Here is a 20,476-nt window from a genome sequence, read left to right on the forward strand (position 1 = left end):
AGTGTTTGCCTCAACGTCAGTTCTTCAGCCAGTCGGCTAGAATGAGAAGCCGTATTTCTTTAATACCGAGACTGTCTCGGGCTGTTTCAGATAATGAAAGAAGGCAGCAGCCTCGCCCTTGCCGGCCGCTGACGAGGTGAGCGCCATCGGGTAGGTCACGCGCGGGTAGAGCTTTTGCGGCACGGTGAACAGGATGCGCGCCCGCTTCCCCAGCAGTGCGTCGCTGCGGTAGACGAAGGCCCCCTCCACCTCGCCGCGCTCGGCGTACATCATGCTCTCCCGGACGTCTTTGGCGAAGACCAGTTTCCCCCCCAGTTGCCGTGTCAGGCCCGCCTTGCTGATGGCCTCGGCGGCGTACTCGCCGGCAGGGACGCTCTTGGGGCTACCTAACGCGATCCTGTCCAGGGCGACGAGGTCGTGCATGCCGCTGACCCTCTTGGTCGTGCTGCCGGCAAAGACCAGGGTGTTGCAGGCCAGAATCTCGACGGAGGAAACCAGCCTCCGCTCTTGGAGGTAGCTCATCCATTGTTCGTTGGCCGAGATGAAGATGTCGGCGGGGGCGCCACTTTCGATCTGCTTGGCGAGGGTACCGGAAGCGCCGTAGTTCCTGACGATCCTGGTGTCGGGGTGTTTGCGGGTAAAACTGTCGGCGAGTTCGTTGATCGCTTCCTTGAGGCTGGCGGCGGCGGAGATGGTGATTTCCCCGGCGAGAACCGGTGTGGCGAGCAGCAGCAGGACCAAGAAGGACGATGCTGCCTGGGTCAGTACTTTCTTCATGGCGGGCTCCTTTGTGTACCGCGAAATGGACGGTTCGGCACCTGCGCGGTGCCTGCCGCAGTTCCCTCAGTTACATAACGCGTGCCATGTTTGCTGGGAGTGTTAGATCCATCGATGCGATGGTTCTTAGAAGGGAGAAGTTGGTGGGGGCACCTCCCACCTCCCGCAAGGGGAGGGAGCGCAACGTTGGCCAATGTCCCGCGCGCTTCGATCAACCAGGATCGGGGGGATATACAAGGGGAACAAGAGAAGGGAAGGCCGGGCGAGTGCCGGGAAAAGGGGCAGCTGCCACAGGATGCGGCACTAGTAGGTCATGCAGGCGGCGTTCACGATGCCGGCGGCAAGTGAGAGGGCACCCAGCAGGATGGCCGGGGCCAGTACGTCGCCCGCTATGGCGCGGCTCAGGTCGGCGAAGATTATACGCAGCACCAGGAACACCAGCAACTGGACCAGCAGGGCGACCGCCGCCCAGACCAGCATGTCCAGCAACGATACGCTATGGGCGATAGCGCTGGCCAGGGAGATGGCAAAGCCGAGCAGGGCCCCGGCGAAGCTCACTGCGGGGGCCACCTTGCCTTGGGCGATCAGCTTGAACTCCGGGTAGGGTGTGATGCGCACGTAGACGACGCAGAACAGGGCCACCAGTAGCGCCGCGGCCAGAAAATGCAGGAAGTAACCGTTCACTCCTCCCAGGGACTCCACCACCGTTACCGAATTCATCTCATCCCTCCACGAAAAAGTGCGGCAGGAACCTGCTGCCGTTGGTCGTGATCTCCGTCGCATCCTCCCGGATGCCGATCCCGGCGGGGTCGCCGTCGATCACCCAGGAGCCGATCACCGGGTAGTTGCCGCCGAAATCGGGCAGCGGCTGGTAGCGCTGCATGATGTAGCCGTCGCCGCCGTAGCTGCCGGGGGTCCTGGTCACGCTCCCCGCCCGGTGGATCTCGATGTTGCTCCCCTCCCGGGAGAAGAGGGGCTTGCGGACGAACTCCCCCAGCAGGGGCTGATCCTCGAAGCTGGCCGGCAGGAGGTTCGGGTGCCCCTCGAACAGGTCCCACAGGATGGGGAGGATCCCCTTGTTGCTGAGCACCATCTTCCAAGGGGGCTCCAAAAGGCGGATCCTGGCCCGGGTCAGGTGGCGACCGAACTCCTCCCGGATCATCCACTCCCACGGGTAGAGCTTGAACAGCACCCGGATGGGCGCGTCGTCGAGGTCGACGAAATCCAACCTGGCGCTGTCCCAGCCGATCTCCTCGATGAAGAGCCGGCGCGTGCGCGCGCCTCCCTGCAGGGCGGTGTCGCGCAGGTATTCCAGGTTGCCCAGGTCTTCCATGGCATCGCCGGCGCAGGCGAAGTGGATCGGAGTCGTGTGCAGGTTGGGCCAGCGCTGCCAGAAGCGGATCAGCTTCTCATGGATGGAGTTGAACTGGTCGTAGTCGGGGCGGGTCTCCCGAAGCCAGAACCACTGCACCACGCTCGCTTCCAGCAGGGAGGTGGGGGTGTCGGCATTGTACTCGTACATCTTGGGATGTCCGTTGCCGTCCCAGACCAGGTCGAAGCGCCCGTACAGGGTGGGCTCGTCGTTCTCCCAGGAATCGATCACCAGCGCTGCGAACTCTTTGGGAATGCGGAGCCGGGTGAACAGGTCGCGCCGGATCACCTCCTCGACGGCCTGCAGGCAGAGCGAGTGTAGTTCGGCGGTAGCAGTGTCGAGCATGTCGATCTCGCTGCGCGTGAAGCGGTAGCAGGCGGATTCGTCCCAGTATGGGACGCCGTCGATAGTGTGGTAGAGCATCCCCACCGACTCGACCCGCTCGCGCCAGTTGTCGCGCGGCGTTACCGCGATGCGCTGCACGGCTATCCTCCGAAGCCGGCGTGGAAGCCGCCTAGCGAGCCGAAGCCCCCGCGGCTCACGCTGGTCACGCCCACGGCGCGGGTGGCCCTGCCGGAGCCGATGCCATAACGGGGGCCGTAGTAGTGAGCGCTGCCGCCATAGCTGCCACCGGATCCTCCCTCGCCGGGGACCTCCCGGCAGGAGGAGTCACCCCAGTCGTCCTGGCAGTCCTTCTTGTTGGCGTAGAGGTAGTGGTTTTCCTCGCCGTAGCTCATCACCGCCAGGGTTCCCATGAGTACCAGCGAAATCTGCAGGGAGCGCCGCGGCAGCAGTTGGGTGGGGGCGAGGGACGACTCCGGTGCCGGCTTGCTCGCGGAAAGGCGCTCCCAGGTGGAAAGGCGTGGATAGCCGTCCCGGAAATAAAACCAGGCGACGATCATGAAGAGGTACAGGTCGAGGGCGTTGCCGAACAGGATGAAGAGCACCAGGCCCACTCCGGCGACGAGTACGGCGACCGTGGCGCAGTAGAAGGCGTTCAGGTCGGCGCGCTCCAGCCGGTCCATGACCGGGGCGGAGCCCCCCTCGCTGCTGCGGCGCGAGGTGGAGCTCCAGTGCCGGATCAGGAAGAAGCCGGCGATGGCGAGTGCGATGCCGGAGACCCGGACGGGATAGGCGGGGAGTGAAAGCGCCATGCCCATGAAGACATCGGAGAGCCCGACGGTGAATATGGCGATGAGGGCGAACAGCAGGAAAAAGCCGGCCATGAGGCGGTAGCTTCCCGCCGACTTCAGGAACTGGTCCAGGGCGATCTTACTGCAGTGGGATTCGGTGGCGCCGGTGGTCTTGTCGGTGAAGCTGACGTGGTAGACGTCCTGCAGGTACCCCAAAGTATCAGCGAAATCGTCGTCGTTGATCAGGTAGCGGTACACGGTGATGGATTCGCGCAGGTTCTTGTCGGAGCCGTGGTAGAACTTCAGGTTTTCCTGCTTGTTGACCTGCAGCTTCAGGTCATAAACCGGGAGTTCCTGGATGCCGAGCAGGCCGTTTTTGAAGATCCGGTCCGGCGTGAGCATGATCTCCTGGGTGAAGAGGCAGTCGGCGCCGATCTGGCAGCAGGCCACCAGGGCCACCACGCAGAGGATCTGAAACACGAAGAAGCCGTCCTCCAGGAAAAGCCGGAAGAAGGGGAGCAGGATGATGGGGGTGATCAGCGTGCTCAACTTGGGCCAGAGCCGGTACCGGATGGTGAGCGTCTCTCCCTCCTGCCAATTGCGCAGGGAGCGCTCCGGTTGGTCCGGCTGGTTATCCATCTGGTCGAACGCGATCTTTTCGAAAAGGGCCATGGTACTCCCCGCTGTAGTAATGGCGGTCGGAATATATGCCACAGTCCGCATAAAGTAAACAAGCAAAAACGAGGAGCCTCTAATCGTTGGGAGGGAGAGGGGGCGTGGATGAAGGAAGGTCACCCTTGTGGTTATGGGCGGAGTCGGTAGCGCCGCTGGAACTCAGCGGTAGGTGGCGAGAATGTACTCGGCTATGAGGTGGGCGTCGGTGTCGGGGATGGTGGCCGGGTCGAAACTGGTCATGCCCGGGCCCGGCTTGCGCATCCTGGCCACGATCCCGGCGGGCGTGGTGATGCCGTTATCGGCTAGCACGCCGCCGTGCAAGGTTTTCTTCGGGTTGATGACGTTGCCGCCGTCGGGGTGGCAGGGGGCGCAGCGCTCCTTGAAGAGTTGGGCGCCCCGCGTGCTGGCCGTGGGTGGAGGCTCCGGGGACTTGGCGCATCCGCTTAAGAGCATGGCGAGGGCGACGCAGACACTCATCCCAAATCCCGCCAGCTCCCCTCCCGGCCTCCCCCTTCCGGGGGGAGGAGTTTGGGGATGAGTTTTAGGAGCGGCGTGACGCGAGGGCATGGCGGCTAGTCCCGGCACTCGTTGACGGCGCGGGAGACGGGGCGGCACTGGACGCCGAACGCGGTGAGTTCCTTGAGCACCGCCCCCTTCATGGTCTCCACCTGCAGCGACACCTCGTGGGTAAGCTCGGTCCCCATTTCGATGCTTCCCGGCTGTACGCCGATCAGCACCATCTTGCCCGGGGCCTGTCCCATGAGCCTGGCTACCGAGAGGAGGTCCTTGAGCCCCATTTGGTGGGGAGACACCTTGGTCTCCAGGGCGATGGGGAGTTCCTCGCCGGCAAGCCGCACGCAGGTCCCTGGCTCCTTCCCTGTTTCCACGGCATCGACCATGATCAGGTGGCTGCGCCCCTCGAGCACCGGGAGGAGGTCGAGCCCCAGCGTCCCCCCGTCCACGATCTCGACATCCTTGGGGAACCGGTACTCCCGCTGCAGCTGCTGCACTACGCGGATGCCGACACCGTCGTCCCCCATCACTACGTTTCCTACGCCAAGCACCAGGACCTTCGGTGCGTTCTTCACGGAATGAGCCGCCACGTGTTCATTCTCCTTGTTGGTTAAGTGTGATCTTTCGCCCCTGGTATCCAACGTTCCCTCTCCTTTCGGGAGAGGGCCAGGGTGAGGTGGCGGGGGTTATTCCCCTTTTTTCACCGTGAACTTGTATCCGCTGAACATGCTCGAAATCTCCCCGCCGTGCTCCTTGATGTCCATGAGCCAGGCGCTGTAGATGTGGTTGATGACGAAACCGGCGATGAGCCAAATGCCCAGGTGGTGGGCCAGCCTCATCCCCTGCAGGCTGAAGTGAGAGTACATAAAGCCAAGCGACTTGAACATGATGCCGCCCGGCGCGTGGGTGGCGTACATGGCGAAGCCGGTGAGGATCATGCCCAGGTAGATCAGGAACAGCACGAAGTATGCGGTGGTGGCCAGCGGGTTGTGCCCGACGATCTCCGGTACCTCGTGCGTCTGCAGCGTGTAGTAGCGTATCATGTGCCGCAGCTTTTCCCTCCCCGCGGCGGTGTACATGGGGAAGAAGGCGCGCCAGCTGGCGTGCTCGTTGCCGATGAAGGCCCAGACCACGCGCGAGGCGACGCTCACGGTGAAGGCGTAGGCCGCCACGAAATGGACCAGGCGGATCCACCCCATGGCGTAGTCGCTGGCACTGGCTCCGAGGGAGACCGGATGCCCAATCAGGAAACCGGTGCCCGACAGGATGACGATGGCGAGCACGTTGATCCAGTGGAACCAGCGCAGCGGCAGTTCCCAGACGTATTGCTTGACCTTGCAAACACCCGACATGGCCCACCTCCTCTAGGATGCCTTCACCCTGACCATTTCCCTGCCGGTGGCGTCGAGGACGTGCACGGCGCACGCCAGGCAGGGGTCGAAGGAGTGGATGGTGCGCAGGATCTCCAGCGGCTTTTCAGGGTCCGCGACCGGCGTTCCGAGAAGGGCCGCCTCGTAGGGGCCGGCCTGCCCCTTGGCGTCGCGCGGTGAGGCGTTCCAGGTCGAAGGGACCACCGCCTGGTAGTTGAGGATCTTCTGGTCCTTGATCTTGATCCAGTGCCCCAGTCCCCCGCGGGGCGCCTCGTGCCAGCCGTAGCCGTGGGCTTCGGCTGGCCAGGTGGCGGGATCCCAGAGCTCGTTGGAGTGAATCCTCAGGTCACCCTTGGCGATGTTGCCGATCAGCTCGTCCAGCCACTTGGGGGCCTGCTGCGCTATCACCAGGCAGTCGATGCCGCGGGCGCCGGTCCTCCCCAGGGTGGAAAAGAGTGCCTCCGGCCCGACCCCGAGCTTCTTGAGCACCAGGTCCACCGCCGCCTTGGTCTCCTTGTGCCCGGAGACGTAGGCGACCAGGACGCGGGAGAGCGGCCCCACCTCCATCGGTTTCTCCTCGTAGCGCGGCGCCTTGACCCAGGAGTACTTCTTGTCGGTGTCGAGGTACTGGTAGGGGGGCTTGGGCCCGGTGTAGTTGGGCTCGCTGGAGCCTTCCCACGGGTGCAGCCCCTTTCCCTCGCTGCCGGCATCCTGGTACCAGGAATGCTCCACGTGCTCGGTGATCTTCTTCTGGTCGAGCGGCACCACCTTGGAGATGTCGCGGTTCAGTATGGCACCGCCCGGGAGCCACGGTTTCCCGTTAGCGTCGGGGAACTCGGGGTAGCACATGTAGTTGCCGACCCCGGCGCCGATGCCCGCCCAATCCTTGTAGAAGGAGGCCACCGCCAAGAGGTCCGGGATGTAGACCTTCTCCACGAATTCCTGGGCCTTGTGCAACAGGCGCTTAATCTCGATCAGCTTGTCGGCGTTCAACGCGTTCTGCGAGTCGGGATCAATGGGGATCGACATCCCTCCCACCAGGAAGGTCTGCGGGTGCGGGTTCTTGCTCCCCAATATCGCGTGGATCTTGATGATGTCCTTTTGCCACTCCAGCGCCTCCAGGTAATGGGCGGTGGCCATCAGGTTCGCCTCGGGCGGGAGCTTATAGGCGGGGTGCCCCCAGTAGGCGTTGGCGAAGGGGCCCAGTCGCCCGGAACCGACAAAGGCCTTCACCTTGTCCTGCACCGCCTTGAAGTAGGTGGGCGAGTTGTTGGGCCAGTCCGAGATGGAGGCGGCCAGCTGCGCGGTCTTGACCGGGTCGGCCTTGAGGCCCGAGGTGATGTCCACCCAGTCCAGAGCGTGCAGGTGGTAGAAGTGGATCACGTGGTCCTGGGTGTTCTGGATGGCGATGATGATGTTGCGGATCAGCTGCGCGTTGGGCGGCACCGGGATCTTCAGTGCGTCCTCGACGGCGCGGATGGAGGCGATCGAGTGCACCGTGGTACAGACACCGCAGAAGCGCTGGGTCCAGTACCAGGCGTCGCGCGGGTCGCGCCCCTTGAGGATGGTCTCTATGCCGCGGAACATGGTGCCGGAAACCCAGGCGTTGCTGATCTTGCCGCCGGAGACTTCCGCCTCGACGCGTAGGTGCCCTTCGATCCTGGTGATCGGGTCGACAACGATCTTGCTCATCTTAGTCCTCCTTGGTGTCCTCGCCCGGTTCCTTGTCCTTTCTCATGGCGGAAAGCGCGCCGTGCACCACGAAGGCGCCAGCGGCGCCCGCGGCCAGCCCGAGGCCGATGGCGTCGGCGGTATGCTCGATGCCGAAGCCCGGCACGTTGGGGAGCCGCTTGTACATGGGGGACATGACGTCCCAGAACTGGGGTTCGGCGCAGCCGACGCAGGGGTGACCCGAGCCGATGGGCCAGGCGGTCTTCTCGTTGTAGCGCTGGGTGGGGCAGTTGTGGAAGGTGGCGGGGCCCTTGCACCCCATCTTGTAGAGGCAGTACCCCTTGCGGTGGCCGTCGTCGCCCCAGTGTTCCACGTACTGGCCGGCGTCGAAGTGCGGGCGCCGCTCGCAGTTGTCATGGATGCGCTTGCCGTAGGCAAAGAGCGGCCGGCCGTGGCCGTCGAGAGCCGGGATCTTGTTGAAGACCAGGTAGTGCACAATGGTGGCGGTCAGGTTGTCGGCGTTGCAAGGGCAGCCGGGGAGGTTGATCACCGTTGCGCCGGGGACCGCCTCCTTGACCCCCACCGCGCCGGTCGGGTTGGGGGCGGCCGCGGGGATGCCACCGTAGGAGGCACAGTTGCCGATGGCGATGGTGGCCGCCGCACCGCCGCAGACCTGTCGTGCGCGCTCCAGGTTCGACTTGCCCCCGACGCAGCCGAAGACCCCGCCGTCCTTCATCGGGATGGACCCCTCGATGACCGCGAAGTACTTCCCCTTGTAGTCGGTGATGGTTTTGTCGAGCGCGGCCTCGGCCTGGTGCCCGGCGGCCGCCATGATGGTCTCGTGGTAGTCGACCGAGAGGATGTCGAGGATGATCTCCGCGACGGTGGGGTTGGCCGAGCGCAGCAGCGCCTCGCTGTCGCCGGTACAGCCTTGGAATTCGAGCCAGACCAGAGGGGGACGTTTCACCTCGTCGAGCGCCTGGGCCACGGACGGGGCGAAGGAAGGTGGCAGCGCCAGGGCCGCCGTGACCGTTGAGCAGAACTTGAGGAAGTCGCGTCGGGAGACGCCGCGCTCCTTCAGTATCTGGCTGATGGAAAGTTCCGTGTCATCCCGTGCTTCCGTTCTCGTCTTGCTCATCCCGGCCTCCCCTTTGCTCACAGCGAAACGATAGGACTCTTTGGAGCGCGAACCTGAACTGACTGAATTGTTATTTTAGTAGAAAGATGTTTTATTGCAAGAGGGAAATGCGTATCAGGTGGGAAAAAAATTCACAAATTTGCGGATGTTGACAGTAAAACGAGAATTGTACGGGTGGTGTGGGCGATGATCCGAGATGCTCTGGATAGAGTGTTCCCGCCCCCGGGGGGGGGAGGGACAGGGAGGGGGATTTCCTTTGCGCCTGCTCCCCCCTCCCGACCTCCCCCTCCGGGGGGAGGAGCATGAAAACCGGCAATGCCGCTATACGAGCCCTTTCTCCTGGGCGTAGCGCAACAGCGCCACCCTGCCGTCGACGTTGATCTTCTGGTAGATGTTGTGCAAGTGCACCTTCACCGTCCCCTCGCTGATGCAGAGCTTGTCGGCAATCTCCTTGTTACGCAGCCCGTCGGCCACCATCCGTACCAGTTCGACCTCGCGCTGGGTAAGGAGGTTGGCCACTTCGCGCCCCCCTGCCTCGCGTTTCAGGAGCTTTTCCAGGGCCTGCTTGGCGGAGCGGCGCTCCAGCCACTGCTCGCCGGCGTGCACTTTGCGGATGCACTGCACCAGGAACTGCGGTGCCATCTCCTTCAAGACCACCCCCTGGATACCGAGCATGACAGCGTCCAGCATGTCCTCGTCCTCCAGGGCCGCGGTGAGCAGGACCAGCCGTGCGCCGAGCTGTTCCTCGGTAGCCCGGCGCGCCACCTCGATGCCGTTCAGTCCGGGCATGCGGATATCGAGTACCGCGACGTCGGGGCGCTGCCGGCGGATCTCTGCCAGCGCATCGGAGCCGTTGCTGCAACTGGCGAGCACCTCGAAATCCTCCTCGAAGTTGAACAGGCCAGTCAGTCCGTTGAGGATCAGCGGATGGTCGTCGGCGATGACCAATCGTATCATTTCAACCTCCTTGTTCGATGAGGGGCAGGGTGATGTCGAGGCGGGCGCCGCGCTCGCTGGAGTCGATCACCAGTCTCCCGTTCAGCGCGTCGATGCGCTCCCTGAGCGTTACCGGGCCACGCTTCAGGTCGCTGAGCTGGTCCTGGTCGTAGCACCCCTGGAAGCCGAAGCCACGTCCGTCGTCGATCACGGTGATGCGCGCCCACTGCGCGTCGAAGCATATCTCAGCGCGCAGGGTAGTCGCCTCCGCGTGGCGCACCGCGTTGATGAGCGCCTCGTGCACCACGAAGTAGATCTCGCGCGCCATGCTGCGCTGGAGCCGGGGCGTAGGCGAGTGACAGGTGACGGAGCAGGCGACCTCCCACTGCCGCTTGATCCGTCCGGCCAGTTCCTCCAGCCGCTTGGCAAGGCCGAACTCCTCGGTTTTGCGTCGTGAGAACAGCGGCTTCATATCGTTGATCTGCATCCGCAGGTCCCGCTGCTCCGCGGCAAGCAGTTGCTGCACCTGCATGATGCTGTCGCGGGAGCCGGCAGGGTCGCTCTCGATGAGGCGGCTCGCCGCCACCAGTTGCAGCCCCGCCCCCGCCAGCGACTGGAGTAGGCCGTCGTGCAGGTCGTGGGCAAGCCGCAGGCGCTCATCCGCCGCCGCCCCCTGCTGCAACTGCTTCAAGAGCAGGGCGTGGTCAAGCCGGGCCGCGATCTCGTGCGCCACGATGCCTCCCAACACCAGGTCGTCGGGGGTCAACTGGCCGCGGTCCAGGGCAAGCAGGTAGCCGGAGATCTTCTCGCCGTCCAGAGGAGAGACGCAGGCGGAGCAGATGTCAAAACGCCGCACCAACTCCGCGTTGAGCGGGGCACCGTAACGCTGTTGCAGCCCTGCGACGGTGTTGCAGACTACGGGTATGTGGCTGGAGCCGGCATCCCGGGTGAAGAAACTGGCCTGTTCCAGCCCGTCCGCCACGATCTCGCCGAACACGTCGGGCTCCTTCCACTCGTAATGGCACCCTTCCGCGGTCCAGCAGAGCAGGTGCAGCCAAGGCTCCTCTTCCTCCTCCCACAAAAGCACCACCCGCGGCGCTCTCAGTATCGCCGCCGCATGCCCCAGCATCCCCTGGCCGTCCGCCCCAGGCTCCTGGGGAAGTGTTTCCCGGGGCCACTGGGACAGCATGGCGAGGATCTCGCGCATCGACTCCTCGTAGGCGCCAAAGTAGCCCAGCAGCCCGGCAACTACCGCGAGGTAGGCGATGCGGATGATGAAGCGGTTCAGCTCGAAATTCTGGTTCAGGAGCAGGTTGGAAGGATACCAGGCCAGCAGCAACGTGATGCACATGGCCGCGACGGCGGTCCAGAGGGTGCCGCGCCACTGCCAGCGGAAGGTGGCACAAACCAGGATGAAGATGAAATAGACGAAGAACGGGCTGTTGGGGCCGGTGGTGAGAAACATGAGGCAGGCAAAAACCAGGAGGTCGATGCTGTGGGTGAACAGGTGCAGCTTGGTCCAGCCAAAGGCCTGGCGCCAGGTGAGGACGCCGATGACGAGGGAGTAGCCGAGGTAGCCGGAGAGGATGCCGTAGGTGGTGGCCGCGTAGCGGGTGGGCTCGGACGGGTCGAGCCAGACGGCGAACAGGAAGAAAGTCGACAGGATGACGCGCCCGGTGGCAATCAGGTGTTCCGTCCGGGTTTTCGAGTGATATCTCGGTTGCATCATTGCCATCGTGCTCCTGCTGTAGAAGGGCGCCGCCGAAGGTGAGGCCCGCGGCCGTCCTACGTGGTGTAGGAGCGATTTCGGTGCGGCATTCTATACACTGCCTACATCTTGCGTCAATGGATTAGATGAGTTGTGGCGGATTAAAGGTAGGAAATGTTTACCGCAGACTGAAACGGTGGGTTATCGACCACCGTTTCGTGGGCTGGCGGTGCTCGAGGCGACGGGGCGGCGGAATTACTCCAGGGATTTGCGGAAGCGGAGCACGCTCACGGTGAGCATGATCGCGGCGATGAGCGCCATGGCCACCATCTGGGGCCAGAGCACGTCAAGACCGACCCCTTTCAGGTAGACGCTTCTCAGCACCACCTCCTGGTAGCGGAGCGGGTTCAGGTAGGTGAGCCGCTGCAGCAATACCGGCATGCTGGAGATGGGTGAGCCGAAGCCGGAAAAGATGACGGCGGGCATGATGAAGAAGAAGCTGGTCACCATGGCCTGCTGCTGGGTCGCCGAGACGGTGGAGATAAAGAGGCCGACGCCGAGCATGCACAGGATAAAGCAGACCGTCCCTGCGGCGAGCACCAGGAAGCTCCCGGTGAGCGGCACGTGGAACCAGAGCGTCCCGGCCAGGCTGATCAGGGCAGTGTCCAAAAGCCCGATCAGGAAGAAAGGGATGGTCTTGCCCAGGATGAACTCGGTGCGCCGTATCGGCGTCACCATGATCTGCTCCAGGGTGCCGATCTCGCGCTCGCGCACCACGGCGAAGGCGGTCAGCGTCACCACGATGACGAGGACCAGGTTGCCGATCACGCCCGGTACGAAGAACCACTGGCTGGTCAGGTCGGGGTTGTACCAGGGACGGCGCTCGACCACGATCTCGGGGAGCGAGGCCGCCATGGCAGGGGCCTGCCGCTGTAGCGCGGTTATGCGGAAGTCGCGGGCGAAACCCTGTGCCACCTGGTTCACGTAGCCCAGGCCGACCAGGGCCGTGTTGGAGTTGCTGGCGTCGACGATGACCTGCAGGTGGGCGGTCTGCCCCCTGGCGAGGTCGCGAGCGAAGCCGGAATTGACCTGCAGCGCCATGGTCACCTGGGCGCGGTCGATCAGATCAGCGATCTCGCGCCGGTCGGCGATGCGACGCACCTCGAAGTAGCGGCTCGCCTGGAAGCGGGCGACGAGGTCGCGGCTGGCCTGGCTGTTGTCGTAGTCCACGATGGCCATCGGCACGTGTTTGATCTCCAGCGTGGCGGCGTAGCCGAAGACCAGCGTCTGGATGATGGGCGGTCCGAACAGCAGGGCCCTCGCCCTCTTGTCGCGGATGACGTGCAGGAACTCCTTGATCAGCATCTGGCGCAGGCGGCCCAGCATATTCCCCCCCTCAGGTGAGTTTCTTGCGGAAGACCCGCGTCGCCGCCAGCCCGAGCACGGTGGCGAAGATGGCAAGTCCCACGAAATCCTGCCACATGGTCAGGGCCGGCGATCCCTTCAGGAAAACGTTGCGCAGGATGGCCATGTAGTAGCGGGCGGGCACCACATGGGTGATGCCCCGCACCACGGCCGGCATCTGGTCGATCGGGTACATAAAGCCGGAGAGCAGAAAGGCCGGGAGGAAGGTGGCGATCAGCGAGACCTGGCTGGCGGCGAGTTGCGTCTTGGCCACTACCGAAAAGAAGTACCCCAGCGACAGCACCACGATCAGGAACAGGAGCGTGCTCAGCAGAAAGACCCAGATGTGCCCCCGGAACGGGACGCCGAACCACCACACCCCCATCACAGCGCAGAGGCTCGTGTCGGCGAGTCCGATCACCACGTAGGGGGCGAGCTTACCCAGCATGATCTCCAGCGGCGTCACCGGCGTCGAGATGAGCTGTTCCATGGTGCCGCGCTCCCACTCCCGCGCCACGGTGAGCGAGGTTAGGAAAGTCCCCACCACGGCCATGACCATGGCCACGACGCCGGGGACGATGGTTACCATGCTTTCCAGGTTCTCATTGAACCAGGTCCGGGCGTCGACACTCAGCGGAAGCCGGGCCTCCCCCTGGCCGCGACTCCGCAGCCATTCCAGCTGGAGCTGCTGCGAGTGCGCCTGCGCCACCGCCTCGGTGTAGCTCATGCCTACGCTGGCGCTGTTGCTGTCGGTGCCGTCGAAGATAGCCTGCACGCTCACCTTCTGCCCGGAGCGGAGCTTTTTGGAGAAATCGGGGGGGACCACGATGCCGATCTGGCACTTCCCGGCGTCGATGGCCCGCACCAGTTCCGGGTAGCTCGGCACCGTCCTGACGACGTCGAAGTAGGCCGAGGCCTGGAAGCGCTTCAGGAAGTCCTGGCTCTGCTGGCTCTTCTCTTGATCGTAGACGTAGACCGGGATGTGCTTCATGTCGAAGCTCACGCCGTAGCCGAAGGCGAACATCATCACGATGGGCATGGCGATGACGATGCCTATGCTGCGGGCGTCGCGCCGGATCTGGATCATTTCCTTGCGCGCCATGGCGCAGAGCCGGTTCCAGTTCATGGTTGCCCCTTCTCCTGGTCGCCCCTTACGGTCGCCTTGGTTTTATCGCCTTTATCCCTTTCATCCCCTTCATCCCTGTTCAGGCTGGTGAGCGACACGAAGACGTCCTCCAACGAGGGACGGATGCGTTCGATGCGGGTGGCCCCGATGCCGCGCGCGGCGAGAAACTCTTTCACCTCGGGGATCGCGCGCTCGGCGGAGCCGACCACCAGGTGCAGCGCGTTGCCGAAGATGGCGGCGTCGGTGACGCCCGGCGCCCCCTGCAGTTCCTCCAGCGCCTTGCCCACCTGGTCGCACTCGACCAGCAGGAGATCCCCAGCCATGCTCTTTTCCTTGAGCTCCAGCGGTGAGCCGGATGCGACGATGTTGCCACGGTCGATGAGCACCAAGCGGTTGCAGTATTCCGCCTCGTCCATGTAGTGGGTGGTCACGAAGACCGTCACGCCGTCGTCGGCCATACGGTGGATCAGCTCCCAGAACAGCCGCCGGGAGATGGGATCGACCCCCGAGGTGGGTTCATCGAGGAAGACGATGGGGGGGCGGTGCAGCACGGCGCAGCCAAGGGCCAGGCGCTGCTTCCACCCGGCGGCGAGCGTGCCGGTGAGCAGTTGCTCCCGGCCGGCAAGCCCGGCCATGTCGATGGCCCAGTCGATACGCTCCTTGAGGTCGGCTGCGCGAACGCTGTACATCCCGGCGAAAAAGCGCAGGTTCTCGATCACTTTCAGGTCGTTGTAGAGGGAGAATTTTTGCGACATGTAGCCGATGTTCTGCCGCACCCGCTCCGGTTCGCGCGCGACGTCCAGGCCGGCCACCAGCGCCTGGCCCGAGGTCGGCAGCAACAGGCCGCACAGCATCCTGATGGTGGTTGACTTGCCGGCGCCGTTGGGGCCCAGGAACCCGAAGATCTCGCCAGGGCGTGCCTCCAGGGAAATGTTATCCACCGCGACGAAATCGCCGAAGCGCTTCACCAGGTCCCGCACCACGACTGCCGGGGCTGCGCCGTTCATCGTTCGCCCCCCTGGTCGCTGTGGTTGCCTTCGCCCTGGCTGTCCCGCTCTTTCTGTCCACCCTGCACCGCCTCGACGAACAGGTCCTCGATGGACGGGGCCACCTGCTCGATGGCGTCACAGGGGAGCCCGGCCGCGGCGATCCGGCTGCGCAGTTCCGGGATCATGCGCTGCGGGTCGCGCACCACCAGGTGCAGGCCGTCGCCGACGATCATCACGGTTGAAATCCCCTCCATCCCGGCCAGCAGGTCCCGGACCGGGCGCGGATCGGCGCAGACGATCGAGAGGACGGCGCCGGGCAGGGACGCCTTGAGATTCGCGGGGGTGTCGCAAAAGAGCATGCGCCCCTCGTGCAAAAGGGCCACGCGGTGGCAGCGTTCGGCCTCGTCCAGGTAGGCAGTGGTGGTGAGGATGGTCACCCCCTGGTTGAGGAGGGTGTAGAGGATGCGCCAGAAATCGCGCCGGGAGACCGGGTCGACGCCGTTGGTTGGCTCGTCCAGGAGGATCACTTCAGGGGTGTGGATGAGCGCGCAGACCAGCCCCAGCTTCTGCTTCATGCCGCCGGAGAGCTTGCCGGCGAGGCGCGAGCGAAACTCCGCCATCCCTGCCGCCTTGAGCAGTTCTGCCGAACGCTCCTCCCGCTCCCGGCGCGGTACCCCGAAAAGGTCCGCATAGAAGCGGATGTTCTCGTCCACGGTGAGCTCCTCGTAGAGCCCGAAACGCTGCGGCATGTAGCTGAGGTGGTGCTTGGCCCGCTCGGCATCGCGGCCGAGGTCAAAGCCGGCCACCGTGGCGCTCCCCTGGTCCGGGGCGAGCACGCCGGCTAGCATACGCATGGTCGTGGTCTTGCCGGCGCCGTCCGGGCCGACCAGCCCGAAGATCTCGCCGCGCTGGACGGCAAAGGTCAGCCCGTCCACTGCGCGCACGCCGGGAAATGACTTAGTGAGCCCGTTTAGCTCTATGGCGTTCTCGGAGCCGTTCATGTCACTTGGCCGGCGCCACGGCGAGGGTCGCGTCCGCCGGCATCCCCGGCTTCAACTCGTGACCGGGGTTCTCCAGCTCGATCTTGATGCGGTACACCAGGGTGACCCGCTCCTTGTGGGTCTCCACCGACTTCGGGGTGAACTCGGCCTCGGAGGAGATGAAGGAGACCCGCCCCCGGTAGCTCTTGCCCGGGTAGGTGTCGGTCTTCACCGTGGCGACCTGACCCAGCTTGACCCGGCCCAGGTCGGTCTCGCTCAGGTAGCCGCGCATCCAGAGATGGTCCAGATCGGCGATGGTCGCCACCGGGGTCCCGGCAGTCAGCACCTCGCCCAGCTCGGCCTGGCGCACCAGCACCACGCCGGTGATGGGGGATGGGAGCGTGGTGTAAGAGAGCTTGATCTTGGAGAGTTCCAGCGCCTGGCGCGCCGAGCGGACCGTGGCACGGTTGATATCTACCTGCTCCTTGCGCACCCCCTCCAGCACCTGGTCGTAGTTCTGCCTGGCCCGCTCCAGCACGGCCTGGCTCCGCTTCAGGGCGGCCGCGGCGGTGTCACGCACCTGTGCCGAGACCTCGTCCTTCTCGTAGAGTGTCTGGTAGCGCTGCAGGTCGTGCTTTTTCAGCTCGTAATCCGCCTGGGCGTCGAGCACTGACTGGTGCGCAGCATTCTTCTCCTGCGGCCGGCTGCCAGCGGTGGCGAGGCCCAACTCCGCCTGGCGTGCGCCGACGGCAGCCTCGTCGATCTGCACCTGCTGCCGGTAGTCGGCCTGGTCCAGCCTGGCCAGGACGTCTCCCGCCTTGACCAGCTGCCCTTCCTCGACGGGGAGTTCCGCCAGTCTCCCCGGCACCTTGAAGCCGACCACGCTTTCGTGTGCCTCGATGTTGCCCGAGAGGGTGATAGAGGTGGCTTCGGCCTGCTCCCTGTTGCGGAAGCCCAGGAAATATACGGCGCCGGCGGTCGCGGCGACCAGCAGTACGATCGGGATCAGTTTTCTTTTCATGGCGTGCATGACCTCGCAGTTATTCGATGCCCAGGAACAGCCGGTACACCTTCTCGGTATCGCCCAAGGCGCGGGCGAGCGCTATCTTCGCCTCGGCGTGCTGCGCCAGCGCGTTCAGTTCGTTGTCGCGGGCCCGCGCCAGCGCGTCCTGGGCGGTGACCACCTCGATGTTGTTGGCGATCCCGTTTTTGAAGCGATCGCCCGCGTACTGTAGTTCCTTTTCGGCCAGCTGTGCCCCCTCGCGCGCGGTGGCCACCTGGTCGGTCGCAGAAGTAAGGTTCAACAGCGCGGCGCGAATATCTTGCTCCACCCCAAGCTTCAGGTCGGCGAGCTGTCGAGCGTTGCGCTCCAGCCGGCTTTCCAGCTCCAGGCGCTCCCCTTTCCGGTCGTAGTCGAACAGGTTCAGCACCATGTTCACCTGGAGCATCCCGGTCGGGTCGAGGTGGTTCATCTCCTGGCCGCTGGTGCCGTAGTTGCCGCTCACTACGATCTTGGGCAGGTAGCGCGAGCGCGACGCCTTGACCTGCTCCTCCAGGGACGTGCGCTGGGCAAAGAGCGAGCGGTAGTCGGGGCGGCTCTCCAGCGCGGCCTGGACCCCCTGCTCGATCCGCGGCGGCTCCAGGGGCTTGAAGGAGAGCTTGTCGGTGAGGGTGATGGGGGTGCCAAGATCGACGCCGACGCTGCGCGCGAGGGCAAGCAGGGTGAGTTCGGCATTGTTCCTGGTCACCAGGAGGTTCTGGCGGTCGTTGGCAAGCTGCACCTGGGCGCGCAGCACGTCCAGGCCGTCCGCCACCCCGGCTGCGCGCTGGTCGCGGGCCAGCTTTTCCAGCACCTCGGAGGTCTGCACCCGGCTTTGCGCCGTCGTCACCCGGGCCTCGGCGTAGGCGGCGTCCAGGTAGCGCACCGTAACCAGCCGGATCACCTCGCCCCGTGCGTCCGTGTAGTCGGCAAGCCGCGCCTTTTTCTCCTGCTCGGCTGCCTTGATGGCGTGGTAGCTCTGCAGGTCGAGGATGCTCTGTTCGCCGAAGATGCGGAAGTCGTAGCTGGTGAAGGGGCCGACCACGGCAGGGGAGTTGGGGAGGCTGATCCCCTGGGCGCGCAGGTTGCGGGTCTGCCATGCGAAGGGGGTCTCGATGCGCAGGTGCGGCAGGTAGCCGGCCAGCCTGCGCTCCCGTGTCCCTTCCGCCTCGTCGATCCTGGTCCTCGCCAGTACCGCGTTGAGGTTCGTCTCCAGCCCGCGGGTTATGGCCTGGTCCAGCGACAGCGACAGCGCCAGGGGAGGGGAGTCCTGGGCGGAAGCCTGCCTCGCCGCCAGAGCCACCAGGAGGGATACCGTCAACACTTTCAAGGTCTTTACGATCATGGCGTGTCCTTTGTTGCCTGTTGCTATTTGGAGCGGGCCCCGTCTACGAACACCTGGATGCTCTTCTTCAGGTTCTCCTCCAGGGAATCGACCGGGTTGAGCGACCAGGTGATCATGGTGCCGAAGATGATCCTCTGAAAGGATTGGGCGATGGTGAAGGAGTCGAGGTCGCAGCGAATCTCCCCCGATTGCTGGCGCCGCGCCATGAGGGTGGCAAGCTGCCGGATGTTTCCCTCCATCGCCTCCGCCATCCGTTTCTGGACCGTCTCGTTGGCAAACACGGCGGTCATCAGGCTCTGGATCAGGCCCGGACTCTTTTCCTGCTCCATGGTCAGCGTCAGCGCCAGGTGCAGGAAGAGGGGCACCAGGGGACGCTCCGATTCCCGGTTGACCCCGACGAACTCAGCGACCCGCGCCATCTGCAGTTCCCGGTATTCCAGCAGGACGCTTTCCTTGTTGTCGAAGTAGTTGAAGAAGGTGCCCTTGCCCACGTCCGCCGCCGCGGTGATCGCTTCTATTGTGGTGGCGTTGAAGCCCTTTTCCGCGAAGAGGTTGAGGGCGGCGCGGAAGATCCGCTCCCTGGTTTCCTCGCTCCTTTTCGCCCTGCGCCCGGAGGGGCGGGTGCCAGCGGAGGGACTCTGCTCGGTGACATTGCTCATCACGGTTCTCCTTAAGTTGACCGTCAGTCATTTATGACTATAGGTCGTGTTGTGCGACGTGTCAAGAGTCGGAGAGGAGAAGTGGATAGTGCGTCAGAAGAGTGCGGGCGGTGCGAAGTTATTAAATATGCGAGCTTTGGTCTACAATGGAGGTGGCAGATGGTGCCGAAGTGAAGGAGAAATAATCATGAAAAAGATCAGGATGTCCGTCGGGCTGCTGCTCCTTGCCACGGTGCTGTCAGGGTGTTGTCCGTGCTGGTGGCACGATCATGATGATGGCGGTTACTATCGTCAGGACCGGCATTATGACGACCGCGGCGGGTACGGCGAGCGCAGGTACTAATGACATTTCACCAAATTGAAGTCACCAAAAGCAAAGGGGGCTGTCGTCAGACAGCCCCCTTCCTACGTCCGTTACCCTGGTCCTCTAGTCTTCCTCTTCATCCTGGTGCTTCGGTCCGCGCGGCAGTTCGAGCAGTTCCGCACCGAGCGACTCGGCGATGAACTTCAGCTCGCACATGCGCATGTGCTGCCCGTACACCTTGAGATCGAGGTCGGCCACCGCCACCAGCACGTGCCGCGGCTGATGGGCCCCATCCTGCATCTTCGTCCTGTGCCGATAAAAGATTTTGCCTGCCATGAAAGGGTGCCTCCTTTCCTTTTTTTCCTCCCTGTGGAGGGGGTACACTTTCATTATACAGTTTCATCATGTGCACGGCCAGTCGAAGCGTCACATTAGTTTCGTGACCAATACGTCCACATCCCCTCTCCCTCCGGGAGAGGGCTAGGGTGAGGGGGCCTAATCTCCCTTAAACGCGGATCAACGTCCCCACCTTCTCCTTGCGGATCGCCATCCCCACGGTGCCGCGCTTGTGGCCGTTGACGATGCGAATCTCCTTCACGTTGGCCATGTCGCGCAACAGATAGAGCATCTTGCGCTCCAGTACCATGTCCTCCATGTCCAGCTTGATCAACTCGTCTACCGTGATCTCCTCGATGAGCTCCGCATTGGGGTTGATGCGGGGGTCCTCGGTGAAGAGGCCGTCGACGTTTTTGACCAGGATGCAGCTCTTCGCTCCCAGCACCTCGGCCATGAGCAGGGCGCCGGTATCGGTGCGGTGCGGAGGGATCAGCCCGGTCTCGGGCGGGTGCTCGTAGAGGCCGTAAGGCGGGGTGCCGTGGATCACCGGCAGCAGCTTCAGGTGCAGCATGGTGGGGAGGTCGAGAAGGTCGCCGGTCTTCACCCGGCTGCCTCCCCATTTGGATAAGAGCAGGGTCACGATCTCGGCGTTTTGTTCGCTGATCTTTCCAGCCAGCTCGGCGAGGACGCCGGTCGGCATGCCGAGGTCGATGCCGATGTCGAGGATGTGACGCACCCGCACGCCGCCGCCGGTGACCACCATGACCTGGTTTTCCCGGGACAGCTCGCCGATCTCATCCAGAAGCGGCAGCACCACCTCGCGTCCGTAGTCGATGATGCCATGCCCGCCGATCTTCACCACGTTCAGCTCCGGGACCAGGCGCAGTGTGGCTGCACCGGCGCCGCGTTTGAGTCCTTTGCGAACCAGAGTCTCCCCCTTGAGGTGAGATTCGATTTCGTGCCGTGAATTCATGAGTAACCCTCCCAGTGGTCGTGACTGC

21 protein-coding genes are annotated in these 20,476 nt (G+C 64.0%); 1 reads left to right on the plus strand and 20 read right to left on the minus strand.

Annotated elements, in window-relative coordinates; genetic code table 11:
- Window positions 1–36: 36 nt before the first annotated feature.
- From modA to K7R21_RS16880, 18 genes are all read right to left on the minus strand, one after another.
- Window positions 37–777: a molybdate ABC transporter substrate-binding protein gene (modA, locus tag K7R21_RS16795; protein ID WP_224984424.1), complete on the minus strand. Its 741-nt coding sequence runs from the start codon at window positions 775–777 to the stop codon at window positions 37–39.
- Between the two features lie 303 nt (window positions 778–1,080).
- Window positions 1,081–1,497: a DUF350 domain-containing protein gene (locus tag K7R21_RS16800; protein WP_224984425.1), complete on the minus strand. Its 417-nt coding sequence runs from the start codon at window positions 1,495–1,497 to the stop codon at window positions 1,081–1,083.
- A 1-nt stretch (window position 1,498) separates the two neighbouring features.
- On the minus strand, window positions 1,499–2,632 hold the full coding sequence (locus K7R21_RS16805; RefSeq protein WP_224984426.1) for a glutathionylspermidine synthase family protein: 1,134 nt from the start codon (window positions 2,630–2,632) through the stop codon (window positions 1,499–1,501).
- A 2-nt stretch (window positions 2,633–2,634) separates the two neighbouring features.
- Window positions 2,635–3,954 (minus strand): hypothetical protein, encoded by a 1,320-nt coding sequence (locus tag K7R21_RS16810; RefSeq protein ID WP_224984427.1) that lies wholly within the window; start codon window positions 3,952–3,954, stop codon window positions 2,635–2,637.
- Window positions 3,955–4,116: 162 nt separating this feature from the next.
- Window positions 4,117–4,434 (minus strand): c-type cytochrome, encoded by a 318-nt coding sequence (locus K7R21_RS16815; RefSeq protein ID WP_224984428.1) that lies wholly within the window; start codon window positions 4,432–4,434, stop codon window positions 4,117–4,119.
- 95 nt (window positions 4,435–4,529) lie between these two features.
- A complete protein-coding gene (locus K7R21_RS16820) occupies window positions 4,530–5,060 on the minus strand; it encodes a HyaD/HybD family hydrogenase maturation endopeptidase (protein WP_224984429.1) in 531 nt (176 codons plus the stop codon).
- A 96-nt stretch (window positions 5,061–5,156) separates the two neighbouring features.
- Window positions 5,157–5,822 carry a Ni/Fe-hydrogenase, b-type cytochrome subunit gene (gene cybH, locus K7R21_RS16825; protein ID WP_224984430.1) on the minus strand — a complete coding sequence of 222 codons (666 nt, stop codon included), beginning with the start codon at window positions 5,820–5,822 and terminating at the stop codon, window positions 5,157–5,159.
- 12 nt (window positions 5,823–5,834) lie between these two features.
- Window positions 5,835–7,532, minus strand: a complete 1,698-nt coding sequence (locus tag K7R21_RS16830) for a nickel-dependent hydrogenase large subunit (protein WP_224984431.1) — start codon at window positions 7,530–7,532, stop codon at window positions 5,835–5,837.
- A gap of 1 nt (window position 7,533) precedes the next feature.
- On the minus strand, window positions 7,534–8,649 hold the full coding sequence (locus K7R21_RS16835) for a hydrogenase small subunit (protein WP_224984432.1): 1,116 nt from the start codon (window positions 8,647–8,649) through the stop codon (window positions 7,534–7,536).
- A 321-nt stretch (window positions 8,650–8,970) separates the two neighbouring features.
- Window positions 8,971–9,606: a response regulator gene (locus K7R21_RS16840; RefSeq protein WP_224984433.1), complete on the minus strand. Its 636-nt coding sequence runs from the start codon at window positions 9,604–9,606 to the stop codon at window positions 8,971–8,973.
- 1 nt (window position 9,607) lies between these two features.
- Window positions 9,608–11,314 (minus strand): sensor histidine kinase, encoded by a 1,707-nt coding sequence (locus K7R21_RS16845; protein WP_224984434.1) that lies wholly within the window; start codon window positions 11,312–11,314, stop codon window positions 9,608–9,610.
- Between the two features lie 234 nt (window positions 11,315–11,548).
- Window positions 11,549–12,679: an ABC transporter permease gene (locus tag K7R21_RS16850; RefSeq protein ID WP_224984435.1), complete on the minus strand. Its 1,131-nt coding sequence runs from the start codon at window positions 12,677–12,679 to the stop codon at window positions 11,549–11,551.
- A gap of 10 nt (window positions 12,680–12,689) precedes the next feature.
- On the minus strand, window positions 12,690–13,823 hold the full coding sequence (locus tag K7R21_RS16855) for an ABC transporter permease (RefSeq protein ID WP_224984436.1): 1,134 nt from the start codon (window positions 13,821–13,823) through the stop codon (window positions 12,690–12,692).
- Window positions 13,820–14,830, minus strand: a complete 1,011-nt coding sequence (locus K7R21_RS16860) for an ABC transporter ATP-binding protein (protein WP_224984437.1) — start codon at window positions 14,828–14,830, stop codon at window positions 13,820–13,822. The genes K7R21_RS16855 and K7R21_RS16860 overlap by 4 nt, the downstream gene beginning before the upstream one ends.
- Window positions 14,827–15,813: an ABC transporter ATP-binding protein gene (locus K7R21_RS16865; protein ID WP_224984438.1), complete on the minus strand. Its 987-nt coding sequence runs from the start codon at window positions 15,811–15,813 to the stop codon at window positions 14,827–14,829. The genes K7R21_RS16860 and K7R21_RS16865 overlap by 4 nt, the downstream gene beginning before the upstream one ends.
- Window position 15,814: 1 nt before the next feature.
- The gene (locus K7R21_RS16870; RefSeq protein WP_224984439.1) at window positions 15,815–16,813 is read right to left on the minus strand and encodes an HlyD family secretion protein; all 999 of its coding nucleotides are present in this window, start codon (window positions 16,811–16,813) and stop codon (window positions 15,815–15,817) included.
- A 19-nt stretch (window positions 16,814–16,832) separates the two neighbouring features.
- Window positions 16,833–18,176: a TolC family protein gene (locus tag K7R21_RS16875; RefSeq protein WP_224984440.1), complete on the minus strand. Its 1,344-nt coding sequence runs from the start codon at window positions 18,174–18,176 to the stop codon at window positions 16,833–16,835.
- Window positions 18,177–18,199: 23 nt separating this feature from the next.
- Entirely contained in the window at window positions 18,200–18,835 is a 636-nt protein-coding gene (locus tag K7R21_RS16880) for a TetR/AcrR family transcriptional regulator (protein WP_224984441.1), read from the minus strand.
- A gap of 187 nt (window positions 18,836–19,022) precedes the next feature.
- Between K7R21_RS16880 and K7R21_RS16885 the strand changes: the two genes are divergently transcribed.
- A complete protein-coding gene (locus K7R21_RS16885) occupies window positions 19,023–19,178 on the plus strand; it encodes a lipoprotein (protein ID WP_224984442.1) in 156 nt (51 codons plus the stop codon).
- Between the two features lie 84 nt (window positions 19,179–19,262).
- On the opposite strand, the gene K7R21_RS16890 is transcribed toward K7R21_RS16885, so the two are convergent.
- Both K7R21_RS16890 and K7R21_RS16895 read right to left on the minus strand, forming a co-directional pair.
- Window positions 19,263–19,475, minus strand: coding sequence for a hypothetical protein (locus K7R21_RS16890; protein ID WP_224984443.1), 213 nt, complete (start codon window positions 19,473–19,475; stop codon window positions 19,263–19,265).
- Window positions 19,476–19,644: 169 nt separating this feature from the next.
- Window positions 19,645–20,448 (minus strand): amino acid kinase family protein, encoded by an 804-nt coding sequence (locus K7R21_RS16895; RefSeq protein WP_224984444.1) that lies wholly within the window; start codon window positions 20,446–20,448, stop codon window positions 19,645–19,647.
- Window positions 20,449–20,476: the final 28 nt, after the last annotated feature.

Origin of the sequence: Geomonas agri (genome assembly GCF_020179605.1) — a bacterium.
Lineage (GTDB): Bacteria > Desulfobacterota > Desulfuromonadia > Geobacterales > Geobacteraceae > Geomonas > Geomonas agri.

Bases quoted from the DNA above. Each gene is read 5' to 3' on its own strand.
- modA (WP_224984424.1), bottom strand. From the start codon at position 777: ATGAAGAAAGTACTGACCCAGGCAGCATCGTCCTTCTTGGTCCTGCTG.
- K7R21_RS16800 (WP_224984425.1), bottom strand. From the start codon at position 1,497: ATGAATTCGGTAACGGTGGTGGAGTCCCTGGGAGGAGTGAACGGTTAC.
- K7R21_RS16810 (WP_224984427.1), bottom strand. From the start codon at position 3,954: ATGGCCCTTTTCGAAAAGATCGCGTTCGACCAGATGGATAACCAGCCG.
- K7R21_RS16815 (WP_224984428.1), bottom strand. From the start codon at position 4,434: ATGAGTGTCTGCGTCGCCCTCGCCATGCTCTTAAGCGGATGCGCCAAG.
- cybH (WP_224984430.1), bottom strand. From the start codon at position 5,822: ATGTCGGGTGTTTGCAAGGTCAAGCAATACGTCTGGGAACTGCCGCTG.
- K7R21_RS16830 (WP_224984431.1), bottom strand. From the start codon at position 7,532: ATGAGCAAGATCGTTGTCGACCCGATCACCAGGATCGAAGGGCACCTA.
- K7R21_RS16835 (WP_224984432.1), bottom strand. From the start codon at position 8,649: ATGAGCAAGACGAGAACGGAAGCACGGGATGACACGGAACTTTCCATC.
- K7R21_RS16840 (WP_224984433.1), bottom strand. From the start codon at position 9,606: ATGATACGATTGGTCATCGCCGACGACCATCCGCTGATCCTCAACGGA.
- K7R21_RS16845 (WP_224984434.1), bottom strand. From the start codon at position 11,314: ATGATGCAACCGAGATATCACTCGAAAACCCGGACGGAACACCTGATT.
- K7R21_RS16850 (WP_224984435.1), bottom strand. From the start codon at position 12,679: ATGCTGGGCCGCCTGCGCCAGATGCTGATCAAGGAGTTCCTGCACGTC.
- K7R21_RS16855 (WP_224984436.1), bottom strand. From the start codon at position 13,823: ATGAACTGGAACCGGCTCTGCGCCATGGCGCGCAAGGAAATGATCCAG.
- K7R21_RS16860 (WP_224984437.1), bottom strand. From the start codon at position 14,830: ATGAACGGCGCAGCCCCGGCAGTCGTGGTGCGGGACCTGGTGAAGCGC.
- K7R21_RS16865 (WP_224984438.1), bottom strand. From the start codon at position 15,813: ATGAACGGCTCCGAGAACGCCATAGAGCTAAACGGGCTCACTAAGTCA.
- K7R21_RS16870 (WP_224984439.1), bottom strand. From the start codon at position 16,813: ATGAAAAGAAAACTGATCCCGATCGTACTGCTGGTCGCCGCGACCGCC.
- K7R21_RS16875 (WP_224984440.1), bottom strand. From the start codon at position 18,176: ATGATCGTAAAGACCTTGAAAGTGTTGACGGTATCCCTCCTGGTGGCT.
- K7R21_RS16880 (WP_224984441.1), bottom strand. From the start codon at position 18,835: ATGAGCAATGTCACCGAGCAGAGTCCCTCCGCTGGCACCCGCCCCTCC.
- K7R21_RS16885 (WP_224984442.1), top strand. From the start codon at position 19,023: ATGAAAAAGATCAGGATGTCCGTCGGGCTGCTGCTCCTTGCCACGGTG.
- K7R21_RS16890 (WP_224984443.1), bottom strand. From the start codon at position 19,475: ATGGCAGGCAAAATCTTTTATCGGCACAGGACGAAGATGCAGGATGGG.
- K7R21_RS16895 (WP_224984444.1), bottom strand. From the start codon at position 20,448: ATGAATTCACGGCACGAAATCGAATCTCACCTCAAGGGGGAGACTCTG.